The sequence below is a fragment of the Jatrophihabitans sp. genome, assembly GCA_036389035.1.
Classification (GTDB): domain Bacteria; phylum Actinomycetota; class Actinomycetes; order Mycobacteriales; family Jatrophihabitantaceae; genus Jatrophihabitans_A.
Genome location: DASVQQ010000034.1, coordinates 67399 through 79889, shown reverse-complemented (window position 1 = coordinate 79889; position 12491 = coordinate 67399). Strand labels below are relative to the sequence as shown.

Below are 12491 nucleotides of genomic sequence, written 5' to 3'. Positions count from 1 at the left end.
TCGCTCAGGATCTGCGCCACAGCACCGCGCCGGAGCCGAGCAGCGCCAGCGCGCCCAGCACGGTCAGCCCGATCGGCACCGGACGCGGGGTCAGCCGAGCGGGTTCGGCGGTCACCGGGCGGGTGGTGGCGAGCATGTAACGGAACGCGGTGCGGCCCCGGGGCTCCAGCTGTGAGCCGAGGTAGGGGCTGTAGGCCGAGGCCCGCGAGCCCGTCGCCGCGGCCTGCACCAGGGCGTCGAGCGCAGACCGGCGTTCGGCGATCGGCGGATCGGAACCGGCCCATGCCGACCACGAGGCCGCCCCGCGCGGCGGGGTGAGGGGGCGCGGGTCCAGGGCCGGCACCGCGGTCAGCTCCAGCGCCACCTTTCCCGGCTGGCTCACCCGCAGGTCGAACCGGGCGCTGCCCTGCAGCAGCGAGTCGATCCGGACGGCGCTCGCCGCCGCGCCAGCGGGCTGCTGGCCGGTGGCGGCCACCCGCAGCGCGCCGCGCAGCCGCAGCGGCATCACCTGCGCAGCCTGCCTGGTGGCGCCCGCGCTGACCCGCAGCTGCGCCGGGATGCCGGACCGGGTGGTCGACAGCCTGCCGCCCGCGCCGCGGGCCTCGGCCAGCAGCCGGTCCAGCGCCGGGGCCAGCTGCCGGGCGTCGGCGTCGGCGCCGGTGGGCAGGCTGACCTGCTGGCGGGTGAGGTTGTCCAGGGTGAGCGTCAGGACGCCGGGGCCGGGCAACAGGCCGTCCGGGCCGACCGCGCTGCGCCGGCCGCCGGCGGTGAAGCTCAGGCGCATCCGCATCGGCAGGTGGCTGGACTCGAGAGCGGGGTCGAGTTCGATCCGGGCCGCGAGTTCCCGGCCGCCGGTGGAGAAGCCCTGCCAGATGATGTCGCCGAAGCTGAGCACCGGCGCGTCGCCGCCCAGGGCGACGGCGGCACGCGCCGGCCCGGCTATCCGCAGAAAGTAGTCGCCGGTTCCGCTGAGCCGGATCCGCTGCTCGTCCCTGACCCGGGTGACCCGCCCGTCGCCGGACACCTCGACCTGGACGAGCTCGTCATTGCTGAGCGGCCCGGGAGCCAGGTAGCCGGGCAGCTGGTCCTGGGGCGTGCCCAGCGCCTGGAACAGCTCCGAGCCGCCGAGCTGGTCGGCCTGCGGCACCGGCAGGTCGATGGTGTCGGCGTGGCCGGGACCGGCCAGGGCCAGCAGGCCGGTGACCGCCGCGCCGATCAGGCCGAGGCGACGGCCAGCGGGCCGACAACCACCGGAGCGGCGGCTACCGAGGCCTCCGCACTCGAGGCGACGGCCGGGGCGACGGCTACTGCCGGACGGTGTAGGTGAGGACCAAGTGGTCACGGCATAGCGGCCTGACCTTGATGCTTACCTCCTGAGGCCCTTCGAACTCGGCCTCGGCCTCGTAACCGACCTCCTCCTCGGATCCGGCCTGGGTGTAGCCCTGGGTGACAAGCTCATCGGCGGCGTTGTCGCGAACGGTCACCAGGTCAGCGACCTCGCCGCGCAGCGCGCCGCTGACCGCGCGGGTCTGGCCCTGGTTGACGACCTCGGTGGGCTCCCAGCCGACAAGGGTCGGGAAATCGGCAGGCAGCTCTCGGATGAGTTCCGGACGCGCCGTGGTCTTCTGCCCGCACTCGGACTCCGCGGCGGCCGCGGCCTCGGAGGCCTCGGCCGGGGCCTCCTTGGTGGCACTGCTGCTGGCACTGCCGCCGGCACTGGCCAACGATGACGCGGCGCTGCGAAGGCTGGTGGTCGCATCGGATGCCGTGTCGCCATCGTCACCGGCGCAGCCCACCAGCGCCATACCCAGGACCGTCGTCACAAGGACCACGCTCAGCTTCATCAGGTGTCTCCGCCCTGCATGCCGGCGTGGTTTGCTCGGCTGGTTGCCAACCTACCCGGCGCTGGAGCACGGTGGGAGATCTGGCCCCGGCTGGAAGAATCGTCAGCGGGTGGGTTTCGGCGACGTCGAAGTAGGAGGTTCGGGGGCTGCCATGCGGTTGCTGGGCGTCGTCCTGCTGCTCTGCGCGGTGCTGTCGGGCGCCGGCTGCCAGTCAGGTCTGTCCGGCTCGCCGGCCGGCGACGGGCCGCTGATCGTGGTGTCGGCGCCGCTGGCCGCCCAGCCGTGGATCGGGCGGTCGGTGGTACGCGGCGCCCAACTGGCCATCGCGCAGCAGGCAGTCGTGCCGGGAGTGGCGAAAGGTCGGCTGCGACTGGAGATCCTGGACAACAACGCCTCCCCGAGCACCGCGGTCGCCAACGCCAGGACGGCGGTCAGCAGGAATGCCGCGGCGCTGATCACCGACGGCACCGGGGCGCTGGCGGTGTCGGAGGTGACCGACCCGGCGTCCCTGCCGGTCTTCGTGGTCTTTGACGGCGGCGCTTCGTTCGTCGACCCGGTGGCGCACCCGACGATCTTTCGGCTGGCGCCGGCCAACAAGTACATGAGCCGCCGGCTGGCCGACTACCTGGCCGCCCGCCGGACCCAGTCGATCGCCCTGATCAGCGACGACTCCTCCTACGGCCGCGAGGGCGCCCGGCAACTCAGCTCCGACCTGGCGCAGAACGGTCTTCAGGTGGTGAAGCGGATCGTCCTGCCGGTGGCCGCCGACGACGTGAGCGCCCAGGTGCTGTCCGCCCGCCGGGCCGGCGCCAAGGCACTGCTGCTGTGGGCCGGCGCGCCCGACGTCGCGCAGGTCATCAGGGCGGCCCGGTCCGCCGGCTGGACGGTGCCCATCTTCATGAGCCCCACCGGTGAGGACCCCCTGGTGCGCCAGCAACTCGCCGACCATCCGCGGTGGCTCGACGGCGCCACCTTCGTGTCCTTCCGGATCACCAGCGAGATGGGCCCGGCGCCCTTCCAGCGGTTCCGGACCGCCTACGAGCAGTACTTCGGCCCCGAGCGGGTCGGCATGTCAGCGGGCGGCCGGCCGGTGCTGCAGCCTCCGGACTGGGCCATGTACTCCTACGACGCGATGCTGCTGATGTCGGCCGCGCTGACGATCACCGCAGGCGCCACCGGCGCGCCGTTGCTGGCCGCGGTGGAGGGCGCTTCGGTGATGGGGGCCAACGGCGACCAGCGCGGCTTCGGACCGGAGGACCGGGAGGGGGTCAGCGCCAGCGACATGTACTTCGGCCGGTTCTCCGACATGCGGTTCGCCGCGGTGACCGACGACGCGCTCTCGACCCAGCTTCCCGTCGTCGCCCAGTGACCCGCGTCAGGCCAGCGACCCGCGTCAGGCCTGCACCTGCCAGCGGGTGGTGCAGGCGTCGAGCGCCGTCATCTGCAGCACCCCGGGATTGCCGCTCCTGGTGAACGGCAGCCGGGTCTCGCTGGCGCCGGCGATCCCGCGGCCCACCGTGTAACCCGCTTTCTGCAGGGCGCCGGTGATCTGCACCAGGTTGGCGCGCACCGTTCCGGGGGTTGTGAAGGTCACCAGCGTGAAACCGCTCTCCAGCTGCTGGACAGCGCTCAACCGGGCGCCGGGCGGCATCGGCAGGCCGGCGGGGATGCCGGTCGGCCAGCGGAAGCCGGGACCGGGCGCCGCGGAGCAGGAAGGGCTGGCCGCGCTGCTCGGACCCCTCTCACTGCCGGTGCAGCCGGCGCCGAGCCCGGCGCATCCCACGGTGAGCAGGGTCAGGGCCACGCCGCCGGGCCGGTTCCTCAGGGCAGTCGCCGGTTACCCAGCGGCCCGGCCGTCACCAGCTTGCGCAGCTGGTCGAGGCCGGATCGGACTCGCAACACCGGGCTCGGGCCGCCTCGGCGGTCTGCCATCGCCTGGACGGTCATGCGCAACGCCTCGCGCGTGTCGAGGGCCGGGGTCCAGCCGAGCTCGGTCCGGGCCCGGTTGGTGTTGAGCAGCGGAACCGAGAAGGCGAGGTCGATCCAGCCCGGGTCCAGTGCCTGCACCCGGGCGTGCCAGCCGACGCCGGCCAGCATGCTCAGCACCTTGGCCGGCAGCTGCACCGGCCGGGCGCCGAGCGCGGCGGCGATGTCGTCCCGGGTGATCGGCGGCTCACCGGCGAAGTTGAAGGCCCCCGCGGCGCGCCGTTCGATCACCCGGACGATGCCGTCGGCCAGGTCATCGGAGTGCACCAGCGGGATGCTGAGCTTGCGGTCCAGCGGCAGGATCGGCAGCAGCGTCACGATCCTGGCCGGCACGAAACCGGGCAGCCCGTAGCGCAGCAGCGCGCTGGCGGCGTCGGGCTGCACCACGAAACCGGGGCGCAGCCGGCTCACCGTCATCGGCTGCTCGCCGACGATGCTGGCCGTGCGCTCGTAGGTGTCCAGCAACCGCTCGGCCTCGGCCTTGTGCTGGCTGTAGGCCAGGCTGGCGATGCCGTCCCGGTCGGCGGACTCGTCGACCCGCTGGCCCGGCGCCCGTGAGTAGGCGCCGACCGAGGACATGTGGATCAGGTGCCGAACGCCGGCCGCCTGAGCCGCCTGCAGGACGGCCGCGGTGCCGCCGACACCGAGCCGGTACAGGTAGTCCAGGTTGTGTGAGGGTTGAAATCCCCAGGCCAGGTGCACGACGGCGTCCACGCCGGCGAAGGCCGTCCGCAGCTTGGTCTCGGCGTCGGCCTCGGCGAGGTCGACGCTGTGCCAGGACGCCCCGCTGTAGGGCGGCGTGCCACCCTCCGGGATCCGGCGGGCGATGCCCACCACCTCGTGCTCGCCGCCGGCGTCGAGCCGCCGCAGCAACGCCGTGCCGATATTTCCGCTGGCCCCCGTGATCGCGATCCGCATGAATTCAGTGTGCCCGCAACTTCGGCGCTGCTGTTCGGTGGACTCAGTGGGAGCGGACCACGTTGTCCGGGTAGGCCAGGGCTCCGGTCTCGATCACGTCGAGGGCGACCTCGTAGAGCTTGCGGTGGCCGTGCTGGCTGGCGATCCGGAGCAGGTCGAAGGCCTGCTCCCTGGTGATCTTGTGAACGGCCATCAGCACGCCGACCGCCGCGCCGATGTCGCGGTTGGTCGACAGCGCGTGCTCCAGGTGGCTCACCTTGGCGGCCAGCCGGGCCGTCCGCAACGCGATCGCGGCATGGGTGGCATACAGCCCGCCCAGCAGCTCGGCCGAGTAGTCGAAGGCGTCTCGCCGGCGGGAGTAGAAGTTCAGCGCCGCCACGGTGTCCCCGACCTCCAGGAACAGCCGGAAGGACAGCATGCTCAGCACGCCTTCTTGCTCGGCGGCCCGGCGGCCGAACACGGGCCAGCGCTGATCCAGCAGCAGGTCACCGGTGCGGTAGGCAGCCTGGGACACCAGGGCGTCGATGCAGGGTCCGGACCCCAGCTCGTACTGGATGGCGTCCACCCGGTTCACCAGCTCCGCCGTCGGGGCCCGGGTGGTGAGCCTGCCGCCGGCCACGACGGTGACGCCCGCGGCGTGCGCGCCGCCGACCATGCCGAGGCCGTGGCGCACGATCGAGGTGAGAGTGGACTGCTCGTCCTTGCCGATCAGGGCCCGCGCGATGGTGGTGAAGGTGGCAAGCAGCTCGAGCTGGGTAAGGCTGGAAGTGGAACCGGAAGTGGGGAGATTCGACATCGCGCTGCCCGCCTGCACTAGGCCGCGGCTCGAAGATGAGGATGTCAAAAAGGGTCACGACAGGTCAGCCGGTACGGGCTTTCCTTGGCTAACGGTAGCGCACAATTCCGGCGCGCAGAAGATGCGGCGGCCCTAGCGGCGCCGGTTCTCCATGCGCTGAAACATCTTCTCCCGCCGCTGCCGGGTGGCTGCGGACCGGTCGTCCACGGCCCGCCCCTGCCGGACGGCCGCGCCGGTGCCGGCCGGATAGCCGGCTTTGACCAGCCGGTGCTCGGCGGTCTCCACCAGATAGCCGAGCGAGTAGATCAGGCTCATCAGCATGCCGCCCAGCGCGCTGAGCGCCCGGATCCAGAACGGGCCCGGGACGAATATCAGCAACACCACGATCAGCGGTGAGATCACCAGCAGCGAACGCACCACCTGGCGCAGTGCCCAGGTCCGGCAGGTGGTGTCGTGCAGCACCCATTCGGACAGCTCCGAGGGCAGCTTGGCGCCCAGGCTGTAACGCAACCACTGCCACGGGGTCGGGCGGCGCCGGGTGCTGCCCTTCATGGCCGGGTGCTGCCCTTCATGCCGGATTCCCTCCGCCGGCTGCTCCGACTCGATTTCTCCGGGACGGCGCAGCTGATGTCGTGTACGGCCGAGCTGTGCCAACCACGTTATCGGGGAGCGGAAACAGTAGCCAGTGGCCGCTGAACAGGTAGGGTCTAGAGCATCCGTTTATCGTCAGACGGCGGCCCCGTGTCGCTGCAGGAGTCTCGCGCTGGCAGCGGCGCAGTCAGGTCGCCTCATGCCCATCGCCTTGCCCGTTCGCAACGACCGCACCCTGCCGCGGGAAACCCGTTGACGGCCTCCGCGCAGACCGCGCGAGGCAGCGATTTCGCGGCCCTCAGCCGGCAGGTGCGAGCGGCGAACCTGCTGCAGCGGCGCCGGCGCCATTACGCGGTCCGGATCTCACTCACGCTGCTGGCATTCCTGCTGGTGTCGGCCGGGTTCGTGCTGATCGGTGACTCCTGGTACCAGCTGGGCATCGCGGCGGTGCTGGGTGTGGTGTTCACCCAGCTGGCATTCATCGGCCACGACGGCGGCCACCAGCAGGTCTGCAAGTCCCGGCGGGCCAACGACCTGATCGGCCTGCTGATCGGCGACCTGCTGGTCGGACTGAGCTTCGGCTGGTGGCTGGACAAGCACAACCGGCACCACGCCAATCCCAATCACGAGGAGCACGACCCGGACATCGGGGAGTCCGTCCTCGCCTTCACCGCCGCGCACATCGCCGAACGAACCGGTGGCCCGTACCGGCTGATCGCCCGCTACCAGGCCTGGCTGTTCTTTCCGCTGCTGTGCTTCGAAGGGCTGCAGCTGCACGTGGCCAGCGTCCGCTCGCTGATCCAGGGCAAGCAGCGCCGCTACCTGCGTACCGAGTGGGTGCTGTTGTCCGCGCATCTGCTTGGTTATTTAGCGGCGGTCTTCCTGGTGCTCTCACCGGTCAAGGCGCTGGCGTTCATCGCGGTGCACCAGGCGATCTTCGGCATCTACATGGGCAGCTCGTTCGCGCCCAACCACAAGGGCATGGCGGTGATCGGCCCGGACGAGCAGCTGGACTTCCTGCGCCGCCAGGTGCTCACCTCGCGCAACGTGCGCGGCGGCTGGTTCACCGACCTGCTGCTGGGCGGGCTGAACTACCAGATCGAGCATCACCTGTTCCCGAACATGCCCCGGCCCAACCTGCGCAGGGCGCGCGGGCTGGTGTACCAGTACTGCCAGGAGCACCACATCTCCTACACCGAGACCAGCCTGGTCGGCTCCTACCGGGCCGCGTTGGGCTACCTGCACCAGTTGGGCGCCCCGCTGCGCCGGACCCGCACGGGCTGAGCAACCCGCCCGGCAAGCGGGTCAGCGGCGACCGGCTGCCAGCGGGTCAGCGGCGCCCGGCTGCCAGCGGGTCAGCGGTGCCCGGCTGCCAGCGGCTCCCGGCTGCCAGCGCGTCGGCGCGCTGAACCGGCCGGTCGCGATGCTCCGAAGTACAATCAGCAGCCACTGGCCCGGGCTGCAAACAGCGCACGCCCCGTCCGACCTGACTTGGGGGAAACCGAAGATGGTCCTGATCGGCCTGCTCCTGATAGCCGCCGCGGTGACTGCGGCAATCATTCTCGTCGTCCAGAACGAGGGCAACATCACTGTCCACGTCTTTGAGACCGACTACGACATCGCCGCCTACTGGCTGGCGATCGCCGGCCTGGTGATCATGGCCGTGCTGGCGCTCGGCCTGCTTGCGCTGCGCATCGGCGCCGCGCACGCGGCACGCCGGCGCCGCGAGCGCCGCGAGCTGGTCCAGGAGAATCGCCGGCTCAGCGAGCGCGCGGCCAGCCTGAACAGCCCCGGCGCCGACCAGAGCGGGACTGCGGGCCGGCTGCACGGCTCGACGGCCGGCGGCGCGAGCACGGGCACCGGAGTCGGTGGCGCTCATGCCGATCCGGCCCACTCGCGGGCCGACGAGCCCGGCCGGATGCCTCCTGCCGAGGGTGGCCGCTGACTCTGCGCAAGCGCGGAGGTGACACGCCGTACCCAAACTGCTGACCAATCCGGCATTCGGGTTGAGGTCTGTGTTATGTAGCTGTAGGGTGCGCGTTAAGTGGCTAACGGTAGCCGCTTGTCTACGGGTGGGAATCGCCCGGTAAAGGAGGCCACGGATGGCCACGTGCAGTGCGGAAACAGCCTTGCGAACTGCTAGGACGGGCGTAGTCGGCCTGGCCAGCATCGGCTTGTCACTCGCGGCCTCCACCTTCATCAGCCCCGCCGCCATGCAGGCGGCAGCCGACCCGGTCCGCCCGGCGCCGGTAAGCAATGCCACCTTCGACGACGCTCGCTGGGGCAACGGCGCCGCCGACCGGGCAGCCCTTGACCGGCACGGCCGGAACAAGGCCGACGCCGACGCCGGCTCGCTCTACACCGTGGGCAACGCCATCGGCGCCCGGGCCGTCTGGAAGCAGCGTGACTCGGCCAACCGGCAGCTCACCGGCCAAGGGGTCACGGTCGCGCTGCTGGACTCCGGCGTCGCCGCGGTCAACGGCCTGGACGACGCCGGCAAGCTGAGCCTGGGCCCGGACCTCTCGATCGAGTCCAACGGCGTCCTGATCGATCAGGACACCTACGGTCACGGGACCCACCTGGCCGGCATCATCGCCGGTCGAGACGCGGCCGTGCTCACCGACAAGACCATCGCCGGCCTGGACCCCTCGGTGCAGCTCGGAGTGGCTCCGGACGCCCGCCTGCTCTCGATGAAGCTGGCCACCACCGACGGCAGCACCGACGTCAGCCAGGTGATCGCCGCGCTCAACTGGATCACCGAGCACCAGACCAATTACGACGGCAGCCGGGTGCGGGTGGTCAACCTGGCGTTCGGAACGCACTCGGTGCAGCCCTACCAGCTGGACCCGCTGGCCGCCGCGGCCGAGAACGCCTGGCGTCACGGCCTGGTGGTGGTGGTCTCCGGTGGCAACGAGGGCCCGAACGCCGGCCGGCTGACCAACCCGGCCATCGACCCCTATGTCATCGCCGTGGGCGCCTCCGACAGCAAGAACACCGTGGCCGGCTGGAAGGTGCCCACCGTGGCCGCTTTCAGCAGCAGCGGCACCGTGCAGCGGCATGTCGACCTGCTCGCCCCCGGCTCCTCGATCGTCTCACTGCGGGCGCCCGGCTCGTACATCGACGCGACCCACCCCGAAGGCCTGGTCGCCGGTGACACCACCGGGCGGCTGTTCCGCGGCAGCGGCACCAGCCAGGCCGCGGCAGTGGTCTCCGGAGCCGCGGCGCTGTTGCTGCAGGCCTACCCCGCCCTGACCCCGGACCAGGTGAAGGCCGCTCTGGTGAGCACCGCCAGCCGGGTGCCGGCCAGCGCCGTGCACGCCGGCGCCGGCCAGCTCGACGTCGCCGCGGCGCTGTCGGCGCTGCGCTCGGCAAGCCTGTCGGAGTCCGTCACCGGGCTGGAGAAGGTGACGGCGCAGGACTTCGAAATCTCCACCGGTCAGGGCTCGCTGGACGAGGCCCGGGGCGGTGACAGCCTGGTCGACCCCGACGGAGTCCCGCTGACCGGCGAGATCGACGTGCAGGGCAACCCCTGGAACGCCCCCGCGTGGTGGGCCGCCTCCTCGACGCTGTCCTCCTGGGTGGGCGGCGACTGGATGGGCGCCACCTGGACCGGCTCGGGTTGGGCGTCGGAGAGCGACGGCCTGGAGGCGTCCCGTTGGTCGGCGTCCCGCTGGTCGGCGTCCCGCTGGTCAGATGCGACCTGGGGCTGAGCATGAGCCGTTCGCCCAGAGGTGGCGCCGCTCGATGGACCCTGACGCTCAGCGGCGTCCTGGCCGTGATCGCCGTGGCCCTGACCTGGCACGCGGACTCCGAGCCCATCCTGACGCTGGACCTGCCGACTCCGGTCCTGGCGCTCATGCTGGCCGCGCTGTTCCTGCTCGCCGAGCAGTTCCTGATGAACGTCGAGTTCCGCAGGCAGGCGCACTCGTTGACCCTGGCAGGCGTTCCGCTGGTGCTCGGCGTGCTCCTGGTGTCGCCGCAGACCTTCGTGATCGCGCGGCTGGCCGCGGCCATGATCGCGTTCATCCTGCAGCGGATCAACTTTGACAAGATCCTCTACAACGGAGCGGCCTACGCGTGCGAGGCGGCCCTGGACGCCACCATCGTCCATCTCTGGCTCAGCCAGCGCGACCAGATCGACCTGTGGACCGTCGCCGTCGTCCTGACCGTCGTCGCCGGCGTCGACCAGCTGATGAGCCTGCTGGTGCTGAGCCTGATCCGGTTGCACAACGGCCCGCTCAGCCCTCGCGAGGTCGCCGACGTGCTGGTCTCGGCCGCCGCGCTGAGCGCGGTGTCCTGCGCGTTCGCGGTAATCGTGCTGTTATTGCTGGGCAACGGGGCGCTCGGCGCCGGCCTGGTGGTGCTGGTGATCGCTGTCGGGGCCGGGGCCTATCGAGGCCACGCCTCTACCCGCAGGCGGCACCAGGCGCTGACCCTGATCCACGAATTCGTCTCCGACGGCGTGGGGGCGGAGTCTCTGGAGCAGCTGGCCGGCCAGCTGCTGTCCCGGATCCGCCAGCTGCTGCGAGCGGCCACCGTCGAGGTGATGATCGTCGACGGCCAACTGGCCAACCTTGGCGCTGCCCGGTCCGACGCCGAGCCGACCGCGGCGCTGACCCTGACGATCGGCGAGGACGAGAACCTGATGGTCGGCCGGCGCACGGTCGACTACTCCGATTGGATCGCGGTGCGCGCGCTCATCCAGGAGGAGCCGACCCTGGCCGCCCGGACCACCAAGGACCGCGGCCTACGACGCTGGCTGCTCGAGCGCGGCGTGCGCGACGCGGTCGTGGTGGCGCTGCCGCTGTCCAGCGGATCGGCCGGAACCCTGACCGTGATGGACCGCCTCGGTGAGACCGCCACCTTCGTCGAGGACGACCTGACCTTGCTGCAGACCCTTACCGGCCACCTTGCGGTCGCCATTCGCAGCACCCGGCTGGTCGAGAAGCTGGGCTACGACGCCACCCACGACTCGCTCACCGGGCTGTCCAACCGGGCCCACCTGAGCGAGCAGATCAACCTGGTGCTGTCCACCGGCACCGGGGCGGCCACCGTGCTGCTGCTGGACCTCGACCGGTTCAAGGAGGTCAACGACATCCTTGGCCACGACGTCGGGGACCGGCTGCTGAAAGTGGTCGCCGACCGGTTGCGTGGCTGCCTGCCGGCCTACGCCACGGTGGCCCGGCTGGGCGGCGACGAGTTCGCGGTGCTACTGCCCGGAGTCGATGACGCCGCCGAGCTGGCCGAGCTGGTGGCCGACACGCTGGCCGAGCCGGTGCGGTTCGAGGAGGCGATGCTGACTCCGGAGAGCAGCGTCGGGGTGGCTGTCACCAATGGCCTGTCGGCTCAGCCGGATCTGCTGCGCCAGGCCGACACCGCGATGTATGAGGCCAAGGCCAATGACCGCCGGGTCGCGGTGTACGGGCCCGAGATGGACCGCGGCCGGATCGAGCGGCTGGCCCTGGTGGCCGACCTGCGGATGGCGCTGAGCGACCACCCCGAGCAGATGCTGCTGCACTACCAGCCCAAGATCGACCTGCAGACCGGCATGGTGACCGGCGTGGAGGCACTCGTCCGGTGGGCGCACCCCACCCTGGGCGTGCTCGGGCCGGACCGTTTCATCCCGCTGGCCGAGTCCACCGGCCTGATCGAGGGGTTGACTCCGCTGGTGCTGGAGGCCGGGCTGGCCGAATGCCGCAAGTGGACGGCCGACGGCTACCCGATCAGCGTCGCGGTCAACCTCTCGGCCCGCAACATCAGCGACCCGCGGCTGCCCGACCGGGTGGCCGCGGCCATCGCCCGGATCGGGCTGCCTGCCGACCGGGTGATCCTGGAGATCACCGAGAGCAGCGTGATGGGCGATCCGGCGCAGACGTTGCCGGTGCTGCACCAGCTGCGCGACCTCGGGGTCTGCCTGTCGCTGGACGACTTCGGCACCGGTTACTCCAGCCTGTCCTACCTGCAGCGGCTGCCGGTCGGCGAGGTCAAGATCGACCGGTCCTTCGTCCAGGGCCTGTCCGGAGAGAACCGGTCCAGCACCCGCGCGCTGATCAAGACGATCATCGGCCTGGGCGCGGACCTGAACCTGCGGATCGTGGCCGAGGGCGTCGAGGACCTGGCCACCCTGGACGAGCTGCGCGGGCTGGGCTGCCAGGTCGCGCAGGGTTACTACATCAGCCGGCCGATGGCCGGTGCGGACCTGCACAAGTGGCTGGGCCGGGCGGCCGAGGCCGCGCCCCGGCTGCGACTGCTCAGCGTCGGCAGCTGACAGGCGGACGAATCCGACCTCGTCCGGTGCCGCGGTGACGCTGTAATACCCTCGCGTTTGTCCTAGCAGCCGCCGACCGGACCGCCAT

General features: G+C 71.3%; 11 protein-coding genes. 5 read left to right on the top strand and 6 right to left on the bottom strand.

Annotated elements, in window-relative coordinates; translation table 11 throughout:
• Nucleotides 1–4: 4 nt before the first annotated feature.
• Nucleotides 5–1342 carry a hypothetical protein gene (locus VF557_18035; protein HEX8082117.1) on the bottom strand — a complete coding sequence of 446 codons (1338 nt, stop codon included), beginning with the start codon at nt 1340–1342 and terminating at the stop codon, nt 5–7.
• Complete coding sequence (locus VF557_18030; GenBank protein HEX8082116.1) at nt 1305–1823, bottom strand: hypothetical protein; 519 nt, start codon at nt 1821–1823, stop codon at nt 1305–1307. The genes VF557_18035 and VF557_18030 overlap by 38 nt, the downstream gene beginning before the upstream one ends.
• Nucleotides 1824–1953: 130 nt before the next feature.
• Between VF557_18030 and VF557_18025 the strand changes: the two genes are divergently transcribed.
• Entirely contained in the window at nt 1954–3213 is a 1260-nt protein-coding gene (locus VF557_18025) for an ABC transporter substrate-binding protein (protein ID HEX8082115.1), read from the top strand.
• A gap of 24 nt (nt 3214–3237) precedes the next feature.
• Here VF557_18025 and VF557_18020 read toward each other — a convergent pair whose 3' ends face one another.
• The 4 genes from VF557_18020 to VF557_18005 form a co-directional block, all read right to left on the bottom strand.
• Nucleotides 3238–3648 (bottom strand): hypothetical protein, encoded by a 411-nt coding sequence (locus tag VF557_18020; GenBank protein HEX8082114.1) that lies wholly within the window; start codon nt 3646–3648, stop codon nt 3238–3240.
• A 17-nt stretch (nt 3649–3665) separates the two neighbouring features.
• Nucleotides 3666–4748, bottom strand: coding sequence for an NAD-dependent epimerase/dehydratase family protein (locus VF557_18015; GenBank protein HEX8082113.1), 1083 nt, complete (start codon nt 4746–4748; stop codon nt 3666–3668).
• Between the two features lie 43 nt (nt 4749–4791).
• Nucleotides 4792–5544 carry a GAF and ANTAR domain-containing protein gene (locus VF557_18010; GenBank protein HEX8082112.1) on the bottom strand — a complete coding sequence of 251 codons (753 nt, stop codon included), beginning with the start codon at nt 5542–5544 and terminating at the stop codon, nt 4792–4794.
• A gap of 132 nt (nt 5545–5676) precedes the next feature.
• Nucleotides 5677–6096, bottom strand: a complete 420-nt coding sequence (locus tag VF557_18005) for a DUF5313 family protein (protein HEX8082111.1) — start codon at nt 6094–6096, stop codon at nt 5677–5679.
• Nucleotides 6097–6387: 291 nt separating this feature from the next.
• Between VF557_18005 and VF557_18000 the strand changes: the two genes are divergently transcribed.
• The 4 genes from VF557_18000 to VF557_17985 all read left to right on the top strand — a co-directional run bounded on the left by VF557_18000 (nt 6388) and on the right by VF557_17985 (nt 12403).
• On the top strand, nt 6388–7419 hold the full coding sequence (locus VF557_18000; protein ID HEX8082110.1) for an acyl-CoA desaturase: 1032 nt from the start codon (nt 6388–6390) through the stop codon (nt 7417–7419).
• A 259-nt stretch (nt 7420–7678) separates the two neighbouring features.
• Entirely contained in the window at nt 7679–8080 is a 402-nt protein-coding gene (locus VF557_17995; protein ID HEX8082109.1) for a hypothetical protein, read from the top strand.
• 229 nt (nt 8081–8309) lie between these two features.
• The gene (locus VF557_17990) at nt 8310–9845 is read left to right on the top strand and encodes a S8 family serine peptidase (protein HEX8082108.1); all 1536 of its coding nucleotides are present in this window, start codon (nt 8310–8312) and stop codon (nt 9843–9845) included.
• Entirely contained in the window at nt 9791–12403 is a 2613-nt protein-coding gene (locus VF557_17985; protein HEX8082107.1) for an EAL domain-containing protein, read from the top strand. The genes VF557_17990 and VF557_17985 overlap by 55 nt, the downstream gene beginning before the upstream one ends.
• Nucleotides 12404–12491: the final 88 nt, after the last annotated feature.

Coding starts and splice junctions, on each gene's coding strand:
- VF557_18015 (HEX8082113.1), bottom strand. CDS start 4,748: ATGCGGATCGCGATCACGGGGGCCAGCGGAAATATCGGCACGGCGTTG.
- VF557_18010 (HEX8082112.1), bottom strand. CDS start 5,544: ATGTCGAATCTCCCCACTTCCGGTTCCACTTCCAGCCTTACCCAGCTC.
- VF557_18005 (HEX8082111.1), bottom strand. CDS start 6,096: ATGAAGGGCAGCACCCGGCGCCGCCCGACCCCGTGGCAGTGGTTGCGT.